The sequence below is a fragment of the Acinetobacter sp. UBA1297 genome, from assembly GCF_002307755.1.
Classification (GTDB): Bacteria; Pseudomonadota; Gammaproteobacteria; order Pseudomonadales; family Moraxellaceae; genus Acinetobacter; species Acinetobacter radioresistens.
Genome location: NZ_DBUF01000017.1, coordinates 187,284 through 208,436, shown reverse-complemented (window position 1 = coordinate 208,436; position 21,153 = coordinate 187,284). Strand labels below are relative to the sequence as shown.

The following is a 21,153-nucleotide window of genomic DNA, read 5'->3' as shown; positions in this document are numbered from 1 at the left end:
CGGTCTGGGTAAAAAAAGCGGGGATACCAGCACCGCCGGCCCGCAGTTTTTCGGCTAGCGTACCTTGAGGGGTAAGTTCAACTTCAAGTTCACCACTCAAGTATTGACGCTCAAATTCTTTATTTTCTCCAACATAGGATGAAATCATTTTCTTGATCTGACGGGTAGTCAGAAGCTTTCCTAAGCCGAAGTCATCTACTCCTGCATTATTGGAAATACAGGTCAGGTCTTTTACTCCGGTTTCTTTTAGAGCTGAAATCAGAGCTTCAGGAATACCACACAGGCCAAAACCACCGACTGCCAGAGTCTGTCCATTTGCGACTACATCCTGAAGGGCAGCAGTTGCACTTTCATAGACTTTATTCATAAGTTGAATTCCTCTGGTTTAAGCGGTAGTTTGATCCAGTTCGTCAGCATGCAAAAAATGAGTATGATGAGGCGCACGCTTGGTTTTACTCCATTCTTCTAGCATCTCATATTTCATTTCTTCAGTAATCATGGCAATTTTCTGCGGGGCTTTTTCATCATCATAAGCCAGCTCCAAACGGTGACCGTTTGGATCAAAGAAATAAATTGAATGGAAAATGCCGTGGTTAGTAATACCGAGTACATCTACACCATTTGCCTCTAGATGTGCTTTGGCGGCTTCAAGAGCTGTACGGTCTTTAACTTTCAATGCAATATGCTGGACCCATTTTGGTGTATTTTCGTCGCGGCCCATTTCTGGCTGGGTTGGCAGTTCAAAAAAAGCAAGAACATTACCATTCCCGGCATCTAAAAACAGGTGCATATAAGGGTCAAAAGCTTTGGTAGAAGGTACATGGTCTTCGGCAAATGCCAGAATAAAATCCATGTTCAGGTTTTTCTTATACCATTCGACGGTTTCTTTAGCATCTTTACAGCGATAGGCCACATGGTGAATTTTTTCGATTTGAATAGTCATGAACAAATGTCCTTATTTTTTATGCGGCATCCGACTGCGCTTCTGGCGCAGCATTCTGGAATGCGCTCAATGTTGAGCAGTGTGTATAAATACTTTCAATTTTGGGAAAAGCTGTCAGGTCAATATTAAAACGCTTGGCGTTATAGACCTGAGGAATCAGGCAGCAGTCTGCCAGTGTAGGAGTATTGTTAAAACAGTAGCGGCCATTTGAGTCGTGTAATAAAGCTTCAAGTGCTTTAAAACCTTCAGTCACCCAATGGGCGTACCATTCAGATTTTGCTGTTTCACCAATTTGCAGGGTTTGACTTAAATACTGTAATACCCGCAGATTGTTCACCGGATGAATATCACAAGCAATACTCTGACAAAATGCCCGAATTCTTGCTCGCGAGTGTGCATCTTTGGGTAAGAGGGGCGTTTCAGGATGAGTTTCTTCAAGATACTCTAAGATACTCATGGACTGACCCAGATTGAAGTCTCCATCTGTGAGCGTAGGCACCAGTGCAGTTGGGTTCATGCGGCAGTAAGCTTCAGAACGCTGTTCGCCTCCATTTTTCAGCAGATGTACAGGCACAAGTTCGTAGTGCAGTCCTTTAAGATTCAGGGCAATACGTACCCGGTAAGCCGCGGAACTACGGAAGTAACTATACAGCTTCACGTTGCTCTACCTCTGATTCATCAGTATTAAAATCAAACTGGACAGCTGGCAGTACCTTGCCGCTTACCTCACCAAAACCGATACGCAGACCATCTTTTTCACAGTAGCCTTTCATGATCAGGGTATCGCCATCTTGCAAGAAACTGCGCTGTTCGCCATTTGAGAGTGTAAGTGGCTTGGTCGTATTCCAGGTAAGCTCCAGCAGGGAGCCATAAGAATCGGGGGTAGGGCCAGAAATGGTACCTGAACCCATCAAGTCACCGACCTGAACGTTACAGCCAGAAATCGTATGGTGAGTCAGTTGCTGGGCCATTGACCAGTACATATATTTAAAGTTGGTTTGGCAGATCACATCGGCCTGTACCTGTCCGGCTGCCTGAAGTTCAACAGAAAGCTGGATATCGTAACTGTTGGCACTGTTGTCTTCACGCAGATAAGCCAATGGACGTGGTTCCTGTTCCGGACTGTTGGTCTTGAAAGGTTGCAGGGCGTCTAGCGTGACAATCCACGGTGAAATAGAGGAAGCAAACGTTTTGGCATTAAATGGACCAAGTGGTACATATTCCCATTGCTGAATATCACGTGCTGACCAGTCATTAAACAGTACCATTCCAAAAATATGGTCCCAGGCATTTTCAATGGAGATCGGTTCGCCCAGCTGGTTTGGTTTGCCAATAATAAAACCGGTTTCCAGTTCAAAGTCGAGCTTGCGACAGGCAGTGAATACAGGGCGTTCTTCACTTGGCAGTTTAACCTGGCCCGACGGGCGAACTATATCTGTACCACTAACTACTACTGAGCTGGCACGACCATTATAGCCGACCGGAAGTTCTGACCAGTTAGGAAGCAAGGCATTCTTGGGATCACGGAACATACAGCCAACATTGGTAGCATGCTCTTTTGAAGAATAGAAATCGGTATAGCCGGGAATGTGGACTGGCAAATGTAGCACTACTTCTGAGCGTTTAAAGAAGGCTTTTTCACGCAGTTCGCTATTATCACGTAGTTCTGGATTTGTACTGGAAAGAAGGAATTGCAGGGTAGAGCGAACTTGAGTCCACTGATCACGTCCAGACTCAATAAACTGATTTAAGGTTGACTGATCAAAATAGTTTCTGCCTGCTTCAATCGTGAGTAAGCCAGCCTGTTCAAGTACTGCCAGATCTACTACATACTCACCTAGTGCAACACCGGCGCGACGTTTTCCATCAGCTGTTTCACTAAAAATACCATAAGGCAGGTTCTGAATCGGGAAATCTGAATCTGGTGCAACATCGATGAATGATTTAAGTTGTGTCGTCATTTAACTGTTCCTTTTGTCCAAATGAAGGCAGCCTGCCGCTTTTATCTGACCTGATGTATCTATGGAAATCAGGCTACTTGCTTAAAGTTAGTTCATGTCCAGAAATTAAAATGTCTGCAAATTTTCCAAAGCTTAAGACAGCTGTTTTTATCTTAGTTCTATCATACTTATTTTTATATATTACACAATATATAATTTAATTATGGATATCGTAATAAGCGGAAATTAAAATAATACTCAGCCATTATTTTTCGGTTTTTATATAGAATGACCTATTGAAATCCGCTTGCACCCCGGCAAAAATCCGTTATGCTGATATAGCTAATATACGATTTGTGGACCTGAACGTGCGCCTTGGCAGACTTTTAAAACAGTCTTGGCTTATCTGTTTTCTTGTTTTTCTAACAGGATGGTCTACTGTGTCTGCTCATCTGCTAAGTCATTCCGGCGGATCTCAACCTACGCAGCAAGTGAACCAGCATGTTGGCCATGCAGGCTGTCACGAAGTGTCTCATGCTGCATCACAATCTGCGCATCATTCTTGTATCAATGATGCTAGTCATAAGACAGTGCAGCAGGTTCATTGTCACGATTGCAGCTCACTACATTGCAATACACTGCAAGTGGTTTTAGCAGCAGCTGATAACGTGCCTGAATCTTTACCAAATCTTTCTTTACCCGAAACAAGCCACAGCCATTATTTTGCCCGTTACTTGCCGGGATACTGGCAAGAAATTCTGCGCCCTCCTAAAGCCTGACCTTAATTTCACGATTAAAAATTATTTTTAATTATCAAGGTCAAATCATGTCTATAAAACTGAGTCAAGCCCTGTTACTGGGTGCCTGTCTGTCCTCATCCACCTGGTTAATGGCGGCAGTCAAGGAATATCATCTTACTATTGATGAACAGCTGGTGAATGTAACCGGCAAGCCACTAAAACGTATTACTGTAAATGGAAAATTTCCAGCTCCTTTACTCGAGTTTGAAGAAGGCGATGAAGCCGTAATTCATGTTTATAACAAGCTTAAAAATGAAGACTCTTCCTTACACTGGCATGGATTGTTATTGCCGGCTTTAATGGATGGTGTACCTGGCTTTAATGGATTTCAGGGTATTAAACCGGGTGGTCATTTTGAATACCGCTTCAAAATTCGTCAGAATGGAACTTATTGGTACCATGCACACAGTAAGGGACAGGAGCAGGATGGCCTATATGGGGCATTTGTAGTCTATCCCAAAGATCACCAGTCTGTCGCCAAGCATGAACAGGCAGAGCGTGATTACGTAGTGATGCTATCCGACTTTCACCAGAGCAAGAGTGACCAGATTCTAAATAACCTGAAGAAATCAGCAGAATATTATCAGAACCGGCGTGAAACCCTAGGTGATGTTTGGCAGCAGGTAAAACGTGAAGGTTGGTCAGCTACCTGGAAAGACCGTTCTATGTGGAACCGGATGCGCATGCTAAAAACCGATTTATCGGATGTCACAGGTTATACTTTTCTGGTTAACGGCAAGACACCAAAGCAGAACTGGACAGGTCTGTTCAAGTCAGGCGAGAAGATCCGCTTACGTTTTATCAATGCCTCAGCCATGTCCTTTTTTGATGTCCGAATCCCGGGCCTGAAAATGCATGTAGTGAGTGCAGATGGGCAGCCAGTTCAGCCAGTACCTGTAGATGAGTTCCGGATTGGTACAGCCGAAACCTATGATGCAATTGTCGAGCCCAAAGATAGTCATTACCAGATTGAGGCCGAATCAATTGATCGTACCGGCTTTGCACTTGCCTCATTGCATGATCAGGCGGATTCTGCCCGGCCCGCAACCCGGCAGCCTGATGCCAGACCACGTGCCTTGCTGACCATGGCTGATATGGGGATGCAACATGGCGGCCATAATAATGATATGGCCAATCAGCATGCCGGACATATGAGCAATCGCGACGCTCAGGGTGAGATACATTCCCAAATGCCCGTACCGGGCACAGACCATGCTGCCATGGATCATTCCAAAATGATGACTTCATCAAAAAAACAGGAAGCAGCAGAACAGCGGACTATGTCGCATATAACGGAGCAAAGATTATCACAAAGTACCACTACACCGGTCTATGGCTGGGCTAATGCCTCGACCCCTGCAGGACATAAAGCACTCACTTATGCAGACTTAAAATCCTTAAATCCTCAATCTGACCAGCGTCAGCCTGAACAGGAGCTGGTCATCCGTCTGGGGGGAAATATGGAGCGCTATGTCTGGACTATGAATGGTAAGAAATTTACTGAGGCTGAGCCTTTACAGGTGAAATATGGTGAACGTGTCCGGCTAAAATTTATCAATGACAGCATGATGGCCCATCCGATGCATTTGCATGGCATGTTTATGCAGCTGGAAAATGGTCAGCCGCTGGCAAATATGCCGAATAAGCACACTGTGATTGTACCGCCAGGCCAGACCGTCACGGCTTTACTCACTGCCGATGAGTTGGGTGAATGGGCGATTCATTGTCATCTGCTTTATCACATGAGTGCCGGCATGATGAATAAACTGGTAATAGGCCAAGTTGGATCAGCAACTCATACGCCAGCAGCAAGTCACTCGTCACAAGGAGCTGGGCATGCACATCACTAAGTTATGTAATCATCTGCTAATTGGTAGTGGTATTTTGCTTTTAAGCAATATAAGCCTTGCTGAAACTTTGCATGACCATCAGGACAAGTTACAGCAGCAATCTGTTACAACGCAGAAAACCATGACCGTAACGTCAGAAGCACAAGCTCATGCCAACCATATACGTGAACATGGTGGACAAATTTTTCAACGTACTGAACTTGAGCATCGTTGGATCTGGAATCCGGATGGACAGGGAATATTAAAAACTGAACTTGAAAGCCGAATCGGAACAGATGAGAACAGGCTGTTTATAAAAGGTCATATTCATAAGGCTGAGTCAGAACAGGCAGATTATGATATTGCCGCTTTGTATAGCCGGGCTATTTCCGACTTTTGGGATGTACAGACCGGTGTGCGTTATCGCTACACAGAACGGCAACCAGAACAGCAGGAGCAGCTAGACGCCATGCTTGGATTGCATGGTCTGACGCCCTATTTCTTTGAAACAGATGCCTACCTGTATGCTGGAAAAGACCAGCAACTCTCTTTTAACTTGAAGAGTGAGCGTGATCTGCTAGTAACGCAAAAGCTGATTTTACAGCCTTATATTGAGTCAGAGCTGGTGTTAAGTGATGATTCAAAGTATGCGCGTAAAAAAGGTTTATCCAGTTTGCAACTGGGTGTGCAGACCCGTTATGAAATTAATAAGCGAGTCATGCCTTTTATTAATGTGGCTTATGCCTATGAGAAAGAGCGTGAAGCTACAGTTTGGCAGCAAGAAACCTCGTCAGAAAAAGACTGGCAGTACGGACTCGGTCTGAAACTGATTTTTTAAATAGATAGAAGTTTATGCACTTGTAATATTTATAAAAAAGGAAGGGCAAGCCCTTCCTTTTTGTTAATTATGACTTTAAAAAGTTAAGGTAAATCAAACCAGATCATGCGGCTGTCTGCTAGGGCTTTAACTTCAGTTTCAGCTTCGAAAACTAAAGCATCACCCGCATTTACGGTATATTCACCAATTTGCACACAGCCTTCAATTACATGAACATAGTTGATCTTATGCTTTGCAGCAATCTCTAGAGAAGCATCTTTTTGCAAGACAGCAGTTTTAACCTCTGCATCTTGACGTATGTGCATTGGTGCATTTGCTTCTGGTCCGGCAATCAGATGCCACTGGTCCGGATGTTTGCCCGGGTCCAGACTGATCTGTTGATAATTTGGCTCAGCATTTTTGATATTAGGATGAATCCAGATCTGGAGCAGATGTACGGGCTCATCATGATTATTAATTTCACTGTGCTGAACGCCATGGCCTGCACTCATGAGTTGCCATTCACCGGCATGAATCTGGCCTTCATTACCCATACTGTCGCGATGAGAAATAGTTCCAGACAGGACACAGGTTAAAATTTCCATATTGTCATGGGAATGCGTACCAAAGCCGTTATGGGCCGCAATCCGGTCGTCATTGATAACACGTAATGCACTGACACCCATGTATTTTGGATCATACCACTGACCAAAGGAAAAGCTGTGTCTTGTGTCGAGCCAGCCTGCCTGCACATGACCCCGGTTTTCACTGCGGTGTAAATAAGCATTCATTTTGACACCTCTATATATCTGTTTTATCTGTTATCTATTTTATTGTTTTTAGTGGCGCGATAAACCCGTATAGCTATAACGAAACGTAGCATTTTTGGAACGATAAGAGCTGATCTGTATCTTTCCATACACTCAATTAAAAATTCTGGTTTTTCTATTAAAAGGCACAGTAAATTAGCTGAAAATTACCTGCCAAAATAATTGGTATTTAAACCATGTCTGTCCAGATTCCTACTACACCAGTAATCACCATATCAATTGCAATTGTACCAATGAGTAAGGCAGCCAGCCGTCCGACAATTGCAGTGTACATATCTACATAACGGGTCGAACGTTTCTGTAAATGATCATGTGCATATTTCATCAGGATCAGCAGGCTACAACTGAGTAACAGGGTAAATGCAATGACTGCCGCTGTCTCTAGTATAGACATTTTCATACCGGTAATGACTGCTGCACTGATAGTCCCTGGCCCGATCATAAAGGGCATGGCAATTGTGCCGGCCAAATGCTCGGGTGCTCCACGCATAACGCCAATAGTTTCTGCACCTTCAAAAACATACCGATAGCCAATTACTAAGAAGATCAGGCCACCAAAAATCTGGAAAGATTCAAAACGCACATGTAGATACTGGTTAAATACCGTTTCACCACCCCAGGCAAAAAGCAGAAAAACCATGAAACTGATCAGACTGCCTGTAATCAGCGCTGTATTAAACGTTTTTGCCTCAGAAGTGCGGATAATTCCCAGCATATAAATGCTCATCAGGAAAGGATTGAGCAGTGAAAAGAACAGGGCAAATGAATGGATTGCATCTGGGTTCATTGGAGTCATCCGTATTGAGTTTAAGCATCTGGATCTGGGAAAAGTGGCCGTGTACCCGGACTAATCCGGTTAATGTGCAGGAACATCATATGACGTTCATATTTATCCAGAATATCGTTAATCACCTGTTCGCGACTGTAACCAACCAGGTCATTTCCTTGGGAACCTTCATAGAGATAGCTTTCCAGACGGTAATAGTGGCGTTTACCACGTTTGCCACGTTCACTAAAGTTGGGTGTGATGTAGCGTATCGGCCAGATCTGATAAATAAAATTCTGTTCCTGTTCTAAATGAATAATAATATCCAGATGATAAAGCGGCAGTTCATCTTCAAGCAGTTTTTGTTCTACACTGGCTTCAACACCCCGTTTCATCAGTTCATCTGCTACAGCCTGCATGGCGGGCAAACAGACCTCATCCAGCATACGCTTGGTTTCGGTAGTTCCCGGATGGTGCATAACCCGGTTCAGACGTTTTTTCCAGTTAAAAATATCGACATTGCCCACCACAGGAGCGGCGTTCATACTGGTACTGGCTTGCCGGAAATCTTCCAGACGTAATGATTTATATAAACCGGCCATAACCAGAAAAATTACAAAGCTAAAGGGCAGTCCCATGATAATAGTGGCATTTTGTAGGGCTGTAATACCGTTTGCCATCAGCATTGCCAGCGTAAGCAGGCCAATCGCAACTGACCAGAAAATGCTGAGCCAGCGGGGTGAATCATGGTCAATGTGGGTAAATTTCGTTGTAAAGTTCCCCAGCACCAGTGCTCCTGAATCGGCTGAAGTCACATAGAACAAGAGACCAGTAATAGTGGCCACTGAAGCAATAAATGGAAAGCCCGGATACTGGGCCAGCAAATCATAAAAACCGTGGGCCGGGTTGGCAATTACTGTCTCGGCAAGCTGAATATTGCCTTCAAAAATTACACTATGAAGGGCGCTATTACCAAAGATGGATAGCCAAGTCATGGTAAACAGCAAAGGAATGATTAGGGTGCCACAGACGAATTCACGGATGGTGCGCCCTCGGGAAATACGTGCCAGAAATAGACCCACAAAAGGAGACCATGCCACCCACCAGGCCCAGAAAAACAGTGTCCAGCTCTGCATCCACTCTGTTGGCTGTTCAAAGGCAAAACTCTCTAAAGTAAGTTTTGGAAACTGGCTAAGATAATCGCCGAAATTTTGAATTAGGGCATTCAGCAGGAACTGGGTATTGCCCAACAGCAATATAAAAATAAGCAAACCCACTGACACATAAATGTTGACTTCGGAAAGTATCCGCAAACCTTTATTTACACCAGACGTGACCGAGATAATACAGATAATTACAGCCACTAGAATTAGCAGAGTTTGGACCCATAAATTCTCTGGCAGGCCAAGAAGTACGTGTAAGCCATAGTTAAGCTGTACAACACCAATACCACAAGTGGTAGCTATACCAAAAATTGTTCCCAGTACCGCAGCCGTATCGACCGTATGACCCAAGGCACCATTAATTCTTTTACCAAAGATGGGATAAAGCGCAGAACGAATGGTTAAAGGCAAATTATAGCGATAGCTGAAATAAGCCAGTGACATACCGATCAGGGCATACATACACCAGCCAGTCAAGCCATAGTGAAACATGGTCCAGACCATACTCTGCCGCGCAGCTGCATAAGTTTCGCCCGTACCTACTGGCGGATTAATATAGTGTGACAGTGGTTCAGCCACCGAAAAAAACATCAGATCGATACCGATTCCGGCGGAGAACAGCATTGCTGACCAGCTGAGCAGACTAAATTCCGGCTTTGAATGCTTGGGTCCAAGTTTAATATTGCCATAACGTGAACAGGCAATAAAAATAACAAAGACCATATACAGGGTAGCTGCGAGGAGGTAATACCAGCTAAATGTACTGGATACCCAGTTTAGTACAGCTGTAATGACATAATTTGCCTGTTCATTAAATAAAATAGTAATAGTAGAGAACAGTAGAATGAGTGAAGCAGAAACGTAAAAGACCACCTTATTCAGGCTGTCCCTCGGCTGCTCGACTGTTTTATTCGCCATAAATCTCGAGATTCCAAAGAATATGTAAATTTCGGATTTACAGTACACTTTATTCTTTTTTAAACAGTTTTTTTAAGTAAATAGCTTGGTTTTAAAGCTACAACGGGTCCAAAAATAAAGTGTGCTGTACATCTTTGCTATAAAACTATAGTTTTTTTTAATTGAACGTTCAATAAAAATAAAGATAAAATATGTAGCAGTTCACACTTGTTCTGTATTTTGGAAGATAAGACCGATGCCTAAAGTTGGAATGCAACCGATTCGTCGCCAACAACTGATTGATGCCACACTGGAAGCTATTAACGAGTTAGGCCTTGCTGAGGCTTCAATCTCCCAGATTGCCAAAAGAGCAGGTGTATCGACCGGTATTATCAGTCATTACTTTAAAGACAAGCATGGTCTTATTTTTGCCACCATGCAGTATTTGCTGGCGCAGTTGGAAACTGCAGTGGCACAGGCATTAAGCCAGACAGAAGCTTCTCCCAAAGCCCGGCTCATGGCCATCGTGCGGGGCAATTTTTCGCCCTCACAGATAAATCAGGCTGCCATGAAAACTTGGCTAGCTTTTTGGTCGGTTAGCTTATATCAACCGGATTTACATGAATTACAGCAAGTCAATGAGCAATGGCTGTATTCCAGCCTTAAACACGAATTTTGCAAGTGTCTGGATGAAAAACAGGCCGAAGATGCAGCTCTTGGACTTGCTGCACTGATCGATGGTTTTTGGTTACGCGGCGCATTAAGCCAAACACCGCTCAGGATCGATGAAACCATCCGGATCTGTGAGCAATACATCGATCACAAGCTTGCATATTAAAAATCACAACAAAAGGAGATTTCTCATGTCGAAGTTCAATCTGCAACGTCCCTACATCCACGGACAATTTACAGACAGTTCTTCTCCTGATGTTTTTAAGACCATTAACCCGGCCAATGGTGAAGTTCTGGCAGAGGTTCAAGTCTGTACCAAAGATGATATTGACCGGGCAGTTATATCTGCACAAAAGGGTCAGAAAATCTGGGCAGCTATGACCTTGGTTGAACGTTCACGTATTTTAGCAAGAGCAGTCAGCATCTTACGTGAACGTAATGATGAGCTTGCATTGCTTGAGAGCCTCGATAGTGGCAAGGCATATAGTGAAACTTCAACGGTCGATATTGTGACTGGAGCCGATGTACTTGAATATTATGCTGGAATTTTACCGATGCTTGAAGGGCAGCAGATTCCATTACGTGAGGGTTCATTTGCCTACACCCGCCGTGAACCATTAGGGGTGGTAGCAGGGATTGGGGCCTGGAATTATCCAATTCAGATTGCCTTATGGAAATCTGCCCCAGCTTTAGCTGCCGGAAATGCGATGGTATTTAAGGCCAGTGAAACTACACCACTGACGACCCTGAAACTGGCTGAAATTTATACTGAGGCTGGCGTGCCAGCCGGTGTCTTTAATGTTGTAACTGGTGCGGGAGAAATCGGGCAGTATCTGACGGAACATCCTGATATTCAGAAAATCTCGTTTACCGGTGGGGTAGAAACCGGTAAGAAAGTTATGGCATCAGCAGCAGGTTCTTCTTTAAAAGATGTAACGATGGAACTGGGTGGGAAATCACCTCTGATTATTTGTGAAAATGCCGATCTGAATCTGGCTGCCGATATCGCGATGATGGCAAACTTTTTCAGTTCAGGTCAGGTGTGTACTAACGGTACTCGGGTATTTATCCCTAAAAAATTACAGTCAGCTTTTGAAACAAAGCTTCTGGAGCGGATTCCATATATCCGGATAGGAGATCCCTTAAAACCTGATACTAATTTTGGTCCGCTTGTCAGTTTTCCTCATATGCAGAAAGTCTTGGACTTTATTGAGCGCGGTAAGCAGCAGGGTGCACGTGTATTAACCGGGGGGCATCGGCTTACTGCAAATGAACTGGCCAAGGGTGCTTTCGTTGCACCCACTATTTTTACTGACTGTCATGACGAGATGGAGATTGTGCAGCAGGAAATTTTCGGGCCGGTCATGAGTATCTTGAATTATGAGAATGAAGAAGAAGTCATTCAGCGCGCTAACGATACCCATTACGGACTTGCCGCGGGAGTAGTAAGTTCAGATCTGGCACAGGCACATCGAATGATTCATCAACTTGAAGCCGGAATCTGCTGGATCAATACGTGGGGAGAATCGCCTGCACAAATGCCTGTTGGAGGATACAAACAGTCTGGTGTAGGGCGTGAGAATGGTATCCAGACCCTGCAAAATTATACCCAGCTCAAATCGGTACAGGTAGAACTGCAACCATTTCAGTCTATTTTCAAAGCCTGATCAGGAGAGGATATTGTGCAGAAAGAATATGACTATATCATTATCGGTGCCGGCTCCGCAGGTAACGTACTGGCAGCACGCTTAACTGAAGATGCGCAGACCAGTGTCCTTTTGCTAGAGGCAGGTGGACCGGATCACCGTCTGGATTTTCGTACCCAGATGCCGGCTGCTCTGGCTTATCCTTTGCAGGGTCGTCGTTACAACTGGGCTTATCAGACTGACCCTGAGCCCCATATGAATAACCGCCGTATGGAATGTGGCCGCGGTAAAGGTCTAGGTGGCTCTTCACTTATTAATGGCATGTGTTATATCCGGGGTAATGCCATGGATCTGGAACAGTGGGCCAGCTTTAAAGGTTTAGAAGACTGGAGCTATTCAAACTGTCTGCCCTACTATAAAAAAGCAGAGACACGTGATATTGGTGGCAATGATTATCATGGAGATTCAGGTCCCGTTTCTGTAGCCACCCCTAAACAGGGCAATAATGAGTTATTCCATGCTATGGTTGAGGCAGGGGTACAGGCTGGTTATCCACGTACTGATGATTTGAACGGCTACCAGCAGGAAGGTTTTGGTCCTATGGATCGTACTGTAACACCGCAAGGCCGACGTTCCAGTACAGCGCGTGGCTACCTGGATATGGCGAAGGGCCGTCCGAACCTCACGATCCTGACTCATGCCACGACTAACAAAATTTTATTTCAGGGCAAACGTGCTATTGGCGTTGAATATATTCAAGGTGCAAATACTGCTCAACTACATCAGGTATATGCTAGAAATGAAGTGTTACTGTGTGCAGGAGCTATTGCTTCACCGCAAATCTTACAGCGCTCAGGCATCGGACAGAGTACTTTTTTGAAGTCAATGGATATACCGGTAGTACATGACTTGCCTGGGGTGGGCGAGAACTTGCAGGACCATCTGGAAATGTACCTGCAATACAGATGCAAAAAACCGGTCTCACTTTATCCTGCGTTAAAGTGGCATAATCAGCCAGCAATTGGTGCTGAGTGGCTGCTTTTAGGAAAAGGTATTGGAGCCAGCAATCAGTTTGAAGCAGGTGGTTTCATTCGCAGTTCAGATGAATTTACATGGCCCAATATCCAGTATCATTTCTTACCGGTTGCTATTAACTATAATGGTTCTAATCCGGTGAAAGAACATGGCTTTCAGGCCCATGTTGGCTCTATGCGTTCACCTTCACGGGGCCGGATCAAGCTTAAATCCAGAGACCCATTTGAGCATCCGAGTATCCTGTTCAATTACATGAGTACTGAGCAGGACTGGCGAGAATTTCGTGATGCAATCCGTATCACCCGAGAAATTATGCATCAGCCGGCATTAGATGCATATCGTGGGGAGGAGATTAGCCCGGGTAAAAACTTACAATCTGATGCTGAACTGGATGAATTTGTGCGTAATCATGCAGAAACAGCTTATCATCCTTCCTGTAGCTGTAAAATGGGTGAAGATGATATGGCTGTAGTTGATGGTCAGGGCCGTGTTCACGGCATAAATGGTTTAAGAGTAGTTGATGCGTCTATCATGCCCGTGATTATGACCGGGAATCTGAATGCAACCACCATCATGATTGCAGAAAAACTGGCTGACCGGATTCGTAACCGGCCCCCTTTACCCAAATCACAGGCCCCATTTTATCGGGCAAGTTAAACAAAAGCCGGCATCTGCCGGCTTTTCTATTCAGGCAGATGTACTCATTAAAAGCCTCAAAGCGTCTATTAATATGTTTTTAAATAACTTATTTTATTGTTACAGGTGATTTGCCGCTTTGAACATGTTTTTTCAGTGAAAAGCGATATAATAATGTCCCTTAAATATCCCAGTTATAGATGAGACAAAGAGACAATGTCACCATTAGATCAAGTCGTTCCTGCTACAGATGATCAATCTGAACTTACAATGTCTGTCCTGATGACGCCTGATATGGCTAACTTTTCAGGTAATGTCCACGGAGGAACGATTCTGAAGCTACTGGATCAGGTGGCATATGCTTGTGCCAGCCGCTATTCAGGAAGTTATGTGGTGACGCTGTCTGTAGATAAGGTAAATTTTAAAGAACCCATTCATGTTGGTGAGCTAGTGACTTTTCTGGCCAGCGTAAACCATGTAGGCCGTACTTCAATGGAAATTGGCATACGGGTAGAAGCACAGAATATTCAAAAGCGTACAGTGCGCCATACCAATAGCTGTTATTTTACTATGGTTGCCGTAGATGAGCAGGGTAAACCACGTCAGGTTCCTCCACTGAATTTGAACAATGACTGGAAACGTTGCCGCTTTGAAGCTGCTGAACAGCGTAAGGTGTTACGCCTGCAAGAGCATCATCATCCTTCTTGCAGTATTTATAAAAAGACAACATCCCCAAGTTAAGCCAATATATTTACCAGATGATCGCTCCGGCGATCATTTTTTATATCTCTTATTTAAACTTAAATAAATATATTTCAATCATAATGTACTAAAAAGCAAAAGGCCAAGCCGCAGCAAGGCTTGACCTATTTCTTTAAAACTTTTATACAGCTTTAAAAAAATGATGTCACTAAAACATAAAATTACTGTGGCTGAGCAACAGAATCTTTAGCTTCTTCAGCAGCACTTTCAGATGCAGGCTGAGCAGTTGTAGGTTGAGCAGCTGCACTTTCTGTACCAGCAGCAGTTGGTTGTTCCTGAGTTGAAACAACCACTTTTTCTTCAGTAGCTGACTGATCTTTAGCAGTTGCAGCAAAGCTGGTAGCAGCAGTTAGAGCAAGAGTAGTAGCAAGTAATGTTTTAACAAGTTTCATATTGGCATCCTTTTATTTGTAAACAATAAAGAACCCAGTACATATCCCTCAACAGTGTATATGTTCAGGACTTCTGGGTTGGATGTCATGCTATGTTCCCTTTTCTGAGCCTGCAATAATTCATACAAAGCGTAACTTTACGGTTACACTCAAAACACAATTAAGGATTTAATGTAAGTTTAATGTAAAAAATTAAATGATAAATCATACTAAAATGTATAAAATCATGTAAATTAGATTAATATTTGATCAATAAATTAACCTAAATACACAATAGAGGTGATATATTTTTATAGCAATGATTGGTTATTTCTTATATTTTTTATAAATCAATAAAATTTAACAATCATAGAAATTAAATTTATTAAACAATTCAATAATTTGCTTAATTTAAGGTTCTTTCTTTATTTTTCTAAAAATTATTATAAAAATCCAGTAAAAATCTTATATCTTGAGAAAATAAACTATATTTAAATTAAATTGATTAAAAATTGATCTTAAATGTAAGCAAATAAAAATTATTATGTTCATCATTTATATTTAATATGAGCCTAAAACTCTTAAAATCACATAAATCTGGTCAACAAAACACAGCTATAGAATGGTTCAGAATTTTAAAACAGTAGTACGGTGTTTTTGAAAATTATTTTTCCATCTGTATATAGTAAAGAAAAATAAATTTGAAAGAGGATTATTTGAATAGATACATGGCGGAGAGCAGTTAAAAAGTAAAAACTTAAATTAAAAAGATTTCGCAAGCTTTATAAGAGTAAGATTAAGCCTGAATAATTTGTTTATGTTCAGATTTCAATGCAAGTCCAAGTAAAAACTGAACCTATGGTATGAATAGGTCACCAGTATAAAATTGAGATCCCTTGTCTACTATTTTCATTAAGCAGAGTAATTTTCGTGAAGTTGATTCAGACACCAGCCGCAATACCAACCCACATTATTTCCGGTTTTCTAGGTGCAGGAAAAACCACACTGTTACAACATCTGTTGAGGCAGAAACCAAAGCATGAAACCTGGGCTATTTTAATGAACGAATTTGGTCAGATCGGAGTTGACCAACAACTGTTACCTCAGCAGCAGGGGTACGCAATAAAGGAGCTGCTGGGAGGGTGTTTATGCTGTAGCAGCCAGCTTCCTATGCAGATTGCTCTTTCAAGACTGTTATCTGAAACCAAGCCAGACCGGCTATTTATTGAACCTACTGGGCTTGGACATCCGGCCCAGTTACTCGAACAGCTTACTGAGCCTCATTGGCAACAGACGCTTACCGTTCGTGCTCTGGTGACAGTGCTGGATGGTTCACGTTTACACGAACAGGAGTGGGTAAGCCAAAACCTTTATCAGGATCAGCTTAAAGCCGCACAAATCATAGTGGTTTCACATGGTGATCTGATGAGTTTTGCTGATGGGGAGGCTTTAGAACAGCTCAAAAAGGAATATGCGGCCTATGGCCAAGACTGGATAATGGCCGAACAGGGGCAGCTTGATCTGGCAGAAATTGATTTGCTGTATCAGGGTATACAGCGCAAGTTACAGCCTTTGCTTAAAGTACAGCGTTTACAAACAGCACTGCTGAGTGAAGAACCAATTAAAAAGTTACCTTATCATTATGTAGAAACTGCACAAGGTTATAGTGTAGCGGGCTGGAAATTACCTAAGCGCTGGCAATTTGATTTTTATGCTTTGCTGGATCTGTTTTGTACAACCGAAAACTGGCTGAGAATCAAAGGGATCTTTAATACTGATCAGGGCTGGATCTATTTTAACTTCAATCCGCAACAGCTGAATTACAAGTCAGGTGAAGAAGGGATAGATAACCGGATAGAGATAATTACAGATGAAAATCGTAATTGGGAAAATTTTGAGATGAGCCTTTTGGCTGCACAGTTAAATATAGCCGAGGAAAATAGCCAGATTTAAAATTTTCCTTGAGATGGCCATTACTTAAAATAAATAGACCTATTTTTTTGCTATGCTTGGCGCCATTTATACTTTTATGATGAAGATACCGTTATGGCGTTAAAAGCAACAATATATAAGGCAGACCTGAATATTGCCAATATGGATACACACCAGTACAGTGACCATCAACTGACTCTGGCTTTGCATCCATCTGAAACCATTGAACGCTTGATGGTACGTATTGCTGCTTTTGCTCGGTTTGCTGATGAGCAGCTTGAGTTTACCAAAGACCTGTTTGAGACCAATGAGCCAGCCTTGTGGCAAAAGGACTTAACGGGGCAATTGGAAAAATGGATTGAGGTAGGCTGTCCGGATGAAGATAAAGTTAAAAAAGCCAGTTCACGCTGCAAGCAGGTCGCCATTATAGCCTATGGCAGCCAGGTGTCGGACTGGTGGAAAAAGAACAGCAAGATAAAAACTTTGGATAATGTCGAAGTATGGCAGATTTCTGAGGCTTCTACTGAGGCGTTACAAGCCTTGTGTGAACGAACCATGCAACTACAGCTCAATGTAATGGATGGTGAATGGACCTTAATTGGTAACCATGCACAAGCTGTAATTGAGTGGCAACAACTCAAGTAATAGAAGTGTTTTATTCATGATGGAAATTTATTAAAAAGGCTTGCCTCATTCAGGACCTGTTGTTTAGATCATGTTTAATATAAAAGCAAGATTCTTCGCGCTATGGACAGTGAACTCTATTATTTGTTATGTGCCGCAGCAATAGGCGCAGTCATCGGGCTGGAACGGGAATATAAAAATAAGACCGCCGGCCTACGTACTATGATTATGGTCAGTATGGCTTCCTGCCTGTTTACCATATTGTCTCGGCAAATTGGGGAGGTTAGTGATGACCGTATTGCTGCAAATATTTTGACTGGACTGGGTTTTCTCTGTGCTGGCGTTATTTTTAAAGATGAAAACCGTATTTCGGGTATTACTACCGCGACCACTATCTGGATGGTCGCGGCTTTAGGCATGGCAATTGGCGCAGGCTATATTGCTTTAGGCCTGTATGGCACCATACTGGTACTGGTGATCTTAAGCCTGTTAACCTACCTTGAAAAACTGGTAGAAGAATTCAATTTAATCCGTGACTATAAAATGATTTGTCATTATGAGCAGGGATTATCACATTATTATGAGCAGCTCTTTAAGCAGTATGGCTTGAAGGCCAAGCATGTATTGCAGGTTCTAAAGCCCGATGAAATTATTTTGCACTGGAATATAAGTGGTAAACGCCAGCGACATAATTTATTGGTTGAAGAACTGAGTCAGGACCCGCGGATTAAACGTTTAAGTTTCTAGATAAAATTCTAGCCTTTCAAAATATTCTGAATTCCAACTTGTCTTCAAAAAGCATGAACTCGGAAAAAGACTGACCAAGTTTCAGTTATAATAAATGCAATATGACGATTTAGAGTGTATTAAATGTCCAATGAACTGGAAATTATAGATTTGAAAGTGGGCTCTGGTAAGGAAGCAGTAAAAGGCGCACTGATTACCACCCATTATACTGGCTGGCTGGAAGACGGAACAAAATTTGACTCATCGATTGATCGTGGTAATTACTTTGAATGTGTGATTGGTACGGGCCGAGTCATTAAAGGCTGGGATCAAGGTATTATGGGTATGAAGGTAGGTGGAAAACGTAAATTGCTGGTTCCCGCACATTTAGCCTATGGAGAGCGAAAAATGGGCAAAATTATTCCGGCTAATTCGAACCTGATATTCGAAATTGAATTATTTGATGTGAAAACCCGTGATGAATAACTGCGGTCTTTAAGAGCTTTTAAAAAGCCCGGTAGCGGGCTTTTTATTTGGTTGTGCTTAAACAGATGATTTGCGGATTTTACCGTGTTAAATAAAAATAGTCCTTTTCCTATAGGAAAAATACCATGACCCCCTTAGAAATCTTTGCTGTTCTGATGAGTGTGATAGGAGTAGCTCTTACCATTCAGCGAAATATACTCTGTTGGGGCTTTAATATTGTGGCATGTACCTTATATGCTTACCTGTTTTTTGAATTTAAACTGTACGGAGAAACCCTTTTACAGGGAATATTTATAATTATGAATTTTTATGGTTTGTACCATTGGTGGACAGATCATCAGCAGAGTCATGAAATCAAGATCATTTCTATTGCCAGGCAGCTGGTAATATTACAGCTTTTACTCTCAGCAGTTTTAGGGCTGCTACTCGGACTGATTTTAAAATACTGGACAGATGCTGCTGTTCCATTGCTAGATGCGCAGCTGGCTGCTTTTAGTTTGCTTGCTACATACTGGACCAGTCGTAGATATATTGCTACCTGGATGCTCTGGGTATGGATTGATATTATTTATGTTGGAATGTTTATCTATAAAGATTTGCTGCTGACAGCAGGTTTATATGCAGGATTTGTCGGGCTGGCTTTATTTGGCTGGTGGCAATGGAAACAGATTGAACAAAAACAGCTACAAGCCAGCTAAGTACTGTTTGACTGTTAAACTCTTGTCTAGCTGCTAATCTTTTCCAGCTGAAAATCTGGATAAGCTGCATAGGGCTGGCCGGATTTAGTATCTATAATTTCGGTATAATCTGCACCCAATACCAGAATATTACGGTCTTTTACTTCATTTAGCTGAATTTTAAGTTTATCACCATCTAAAAATTCAAAATGTCCGGTGTAGACCTCGGCAGCACTTTGAATGCTATAGCTGGTGCGCACCAGTTTAAAACTCATATCAGGATGCAGTTCAAGGTCTACGCCCATACTGTCACAGCCTTCACAACGTGAAATACAAGTAGCGCAGGGGATTATTCCTTCATATTTCCCAACCCAAGCTTGCAGTTTGGGATCGCTTGTCTGGCCTTGGTCGGTTTTAACCGCAGAGGTTTTCTGTTCAGGTTTAGTCGTCTGGTTGGAACAGCCAAAAGAAATACTTGCTGCAACAAAAGAGGTCAGAAGTGCTTTTTTCATGGCTTACCGGAAAGAAGTATTAAATTGTTATAATGTTACATAAATTCTTTTTAAACTTCACCTGTTAAATCATTTTAACAGCACAATTATGCAGTCTAGCTTAAAGAAGGTTTATATAATAAGTACTAGGCTCATTTAATGTCGTAAGTAGAAGTAATATGCTAATTGATTTTATTCAGACTCAGGAACAGCAATTTTTTCGGGTTGCAGAGAAAATCATGACTGAGCCTGAGCGTTATCTGCAATTTGATTCAATTTCTGATTTTTACAAGGCAGTATGGCTAGCAGAGTTTCCTAAAGGTACGGTCTGGTTTGCAAGCGGGCTTGACGATGGAGCCGAAGAATTTTATGCCATAATTGAATACCGGCAATATACTTTAAATATGACCTGTACCGGGCAAAATATGGTATGTTCTGGCATCAGTCGGAAAGATCAGTATTATTAAAGTCAATGACAGATCTGAAGAATCAGGATTTAATCGAACTATTATAATGTTTTAACCCTGTTTAATAATCAAAAGGGTTTAACAGCGCAATTTGAATGGATCACTTTGCGACAGAGTCTACAATAAAAAAGAAAGGATTAAATCATGGCACATCGTTTTACTGTTTATGCCACTATTCCAGGTGTTTCTCTGAGTGATTTTAAACGGCTGAGTGCCGATACTTCACTGCATGAAAAAGTCTGTAGACGTATTCCAGGGGATAAGCTGGAAATTCTGGAATCCAGGATTGATCAGGGGATTTATACACTCAAGCGTGCTTATAATCTGGATGTCAATATTCCAGACATTGCCAAAAAATTATTAAAAGATGCTTTTCGTCTGAGACGTACAGATATTACCAATCTTGAAGCACTAACCTCGACAGTGGCACTTGGCGCCAACCTGCCACTGGAGGCAAGTTGTGACCGTAGTGTAACTGGTGATGACCAGCAGATTCATATAAAACTGGACTGGCAGGTCAAAGTAAAAGTGCCATTAATCGGTGGAATGCTGGAGAAACATGCTGAAGGTGAAATCCGCAAGTTTAGCGATATCGAAATAGAAATTGTAGAAGATGAGCTCAGAAAGAACTTGCAGGCCTAGG

General features: G+C 42.4%; 23 protein-coding genes. 14 read left to right on the top strand and 9 right to left on the bottom strand.

Annotated features, from left to right (window positions below; genetic code table 11):
- The 4 genes from B3R63_RS08605 to fahA all read right to left on the bottom strand — a co-directional run.
- On the bottom strand, positions 1-367 hold a 367-nt coding region (locus B3R63_RS08605; RefSeq protein ID WP_286729781.1), incomplete at its 3' end, for a CoA transferase subunit A.
- Between the two features lie 18 nt (positions 368-385).
- On the bottom strand, positions 386-943 hold the full coding sequence (locus B3R63_RS08600) for a VOC family protein (RefSeq protein ID WP_005018974.1): 558 nt from the start codon (positions 941-943) through the stop codon (positions 386-388).
- Between the two features lie 19 nt (positions 944-962).
- Entirely contained in the window at positions 963-1,601 is a 639-nt protein-coding gene (gene maiA / locus B3R63_RS08595; protein WP_005406698.1) for a maleylacetoacetate isomerase, read from the bottom strand.
- Positions 1,588-2,904, bottom strand: a complete 1,317-nt coding sequence (gene fahA / locus B3R63_RS08590; RefSeq protein WP_046205950.1) for a fumarylacetoacetase — start codon at positions 2,902-2,904, stop codon at positions 1,588-1,590. The genes maiA and fahA overlap by 14 nt, the downstream gene beginning before the upstream one ends.
- 419 nt (positions 2,905-3,323) lie before the next feature.
- Between fahA and B3R63_RS08585 the strand changes: the two genes are divergently transcribed.
- From B3R63_RS08585 to B3R63_RS08575, 3 genes are read left to right on the top strand one after another with little or no spacing between them, the layout of a single operon-like run.
- A complete protein-coding gene (locus tag B3R63_RS08585) occupies positions 3,324-3,662 on the top strand; it encodes a hypothetical protein (protein ID WP_005406790.1) in 339 nt (112 codons plus the stop codon).
- 47 nt (positions 3,663-3,709) lie between these two features.
- Positions 3,710-5,533 carry a copper resistance system multicopper oxidase gene (locus B3R63_RS08580; protein ID WP_286729775.1) on the top strand — a complete coding sequence of 608 codons (1,824 nt, stop codon included), beginning with the start codon at positions 3,710-3,712 and terminating at the stop codon, positions 5,531-5,533.
- Positions 5,520-6,350: a copper resistance protein B gene (locus B3R63_RS08575; RefSeq protein ID WP_286729774.1), complete on the top strand. Its 831-nt coding sequence runs from the start codon at positions 5,520-5,522 to the stop codon at positions 6,348-6,350. Before B3R63_RS08580 ends, B3R63_RS08575 begins: the two co-directional genes overlap by 14 nt.
- An 83-nt stretch (positions 6,351-6,433) precedes the next feature.
- Here B3R63_RS08575 and B3R63_RS08570 read toward each other — a convergent pair whose 3' ends face one another.
- From B3R63_RS08570 to B3R63_RS08560, 3 genes are all read right to left on the bottom strand, one after another.
- Positions 6,434-7,120: a pirin family protein gene (locus B3R63_RS08570; protein ID WP_101161222.1), complete on the bottom strand. Its 687-nt coding sequence runs from the start codon at positions 7,118-7,120 to the stop codon at positions 6,434-6,436.
- Positions 7,121-7,328: 208 nt separating this feature from the next.
- Positions 7,329-7,946, bottom strand: a complete 618-nt coding sequence (locus B3R63_RS08565; protein WP_005018990.1) for a MarC family protein — start codon at positions 7,944-7,946, stop codon at positions 7,329-7,331.
- Positions 7,947-7,966: 20 nt separating this feature from the next.
- On the bottom strand, positions 7,967-10,006 hold the full coding sequence (locus B3R63_RS08560; protein ID WP_026443985.1) for a choline transporter: 2,040 nt from the start codon (positions 10,004-10,006) through the stop codon (positions 7,967-7,969).
- A gap of 235 nt (positions 10,007-10,241) precedes the next feature.
- Between B3R63_RS08560 and betI the strand changes: the two genes are divergently transcribed.
- From betI to B3R63_RS08540, 4 genes are all read left to right on the top strand, one after another.
- On the top strand, positions 10,242-10,823 hold the full coding sequence (betI, locus tag B3R63_RS08555; RefSeq protein WP_248087151.1) for a transcriptional regulator BetI: 582 nt from the start codon (positions 10,242-10,244) through the stop codon (positions 10,821-10,823).
- Positions 10,824-10,848: 25 nt separating this feature from the next.
- Positions 10,849-12,324, top strand: a complete 1,476-nt coding sequence (gene betB / locus B3R63_RS08550) for a betaine-aldehyde dehydrogenase (RefSeq protein WP_286729770.1) — start codon at positions 10,849-10,851, stop codon at positions 12,322-12,324.
- A gap of 15 nt (positions 12,325-12,339) precedes the next feature.
- On the top strand, positions 12,340-13,995 hold the full coding sequence (betA, locus tag B3R63_RS08545; protein ID WP_414630839.1) for a choline dehydrogenase: 1,656 nt from the start codon (positions 12,340-12,342) through the stop codon (positions 13,993-13,995).
- Positions 13,996-14,190: 195 nt separating this feature from the next.
- Positions 14,191-14,715, top strand: a complete 525-nt coding sequence (locus B3R63_RS08540; protein ID WP_005018999.1) for an acyl-CoA thioesterase — start codon at positions 14,191-14,193, stop codon at positions 14,713-14,715.
- A gap of 182 nt (positions 14,716-14,897) precedes the next feature.
- Here B3R63_RS08540 and B3R63_RS08535 read toward each other — a convergent pair whose 3' ends face one another.
- Positions 14,898-15,128 (bottom strand): hypothetical protein, encoded by a 231-nt coding sequence (locus tag B3R63_RS08535; protein ID WP_005019002.1) that lies wholly within the window; start codon positions 15,126-15,128, stop codon positions 14,898-14,900.
- Between the two features lie 909 nt (positions 15,129-16,037).
- On the opposite strand from B3R63_RS08535, the gene B3R63_RS08530 reads away from it, so the two are divergent.
- The 5 genes from B3R63_RS08530 to pnuC all read left to right on the top strand — a co-directional run bounded on the left by B3R63_RS08530 (position 16,038) and on the right by pnuC (position 19,573).
- Positions 16,038-17,060 (top strand): CobW family GTP-binding protein, encoded by a 1,023-nt coding sequence (locus B3R63_RS08530; RefSeq protein ID WP_005027351.1) that lies wholly within the window; start codon positions 16,038-16,040, stop codon positions 17,058-17,060.
- 93 nt (positions 17,061-17,153) lie between these two features.
- Positions 17,154-17,684, top strand: a complete 531-nt coding sequence (locus B3R63_RS08525; RefSeq protein WP_005019006.1) for a YaeQ family protein — start codon at positions 17,154-17,156, stop codon at positions 17,682-17,684.
- A 102-nt stretch (positions 17,685-17,786) separates the two neighbouring features.
- Positions 17,787-18,410 carry an MgtC/SapB family protein gene (locus B3R63_RS08520; protein ID WP_286729765.1) on the top strand — a complete coding sequence of 208 codons (624 nt, stop codon included), beginning with the start codon at positions 17,787-17,789 and terminating at the stop codon, positions 18,408-18,410.
- 123 nt (positions 18,411-18,533) lie between these two features.
- Positions 18,534-18,875 (top strand): FKBP-type peptidyl-prolyl cis-trans isomerase, encoded by a 342-nt coding sequence (locus B3R63_RS08515; RefSeq protein ID WP_005019015.1) that lies wholly within the window; start codon positions 18,534-18,536, stop codon positions 18,873-18,875.
- Between the two features lie 125 nt (positions 18,876-19,000).
- Positions 19,001-19,573, top strand: coding sequence for a nicotinamide riboside transporter PnuC (gene pnuC, locus B3R63_RS08510; RefSeq protein WP_075040325.1), 573 nt, complete (start codon positions 19,001-19,003; stop codon positions 19,571-19,573).
- Positions 19,574-19,599: 26 nt separating this feature from the next.
- Here the strand turns inward: pnuC and B3R63_RS08505 are convergent, their stop codons facing one another.
- A complete protein-coding gene (locus tag B3R63_RS08505) occupies positions 19,600-20,064 on the bottom strand; it encodes a copper resistance protein NlpE N-terminal domain-containing protein (RefSeq protein WP_284908424.1) in 465 nt (154 codons plus the stop codon).
- A gap of 158 nt (positions 20,065-20,222) precedes the next feature.
- On the opposite strand from B3R63_RS08505, the gene B3R63_RS08500 reads away from it, so the two are divergent.
- Positions 20,223-20,510, top strand: a complete 288-nt coding sequence (locus tag B3R63_RS08500) for a hypothetical protein (RefSeq protein ID WP_286729761.1) — start codon at positions 20,223-20,225, stop codon at positions 20,508-20,510.
- 144 nt (positions 20,511-20,654) lie between these two features.
- Positions 20,655-21,152 (top strand): DUF2505 family protein, encoded by a 498-nt coding sequence (locus tag B3R63_RS08495; RefSeq protein WP_005027342.1) that lies wholly within the window; start codon positions 20,655-20,657, stop codon positions 21,150-21,152.
- Position 21,153 lies beyond the last annotated feature (1 nt).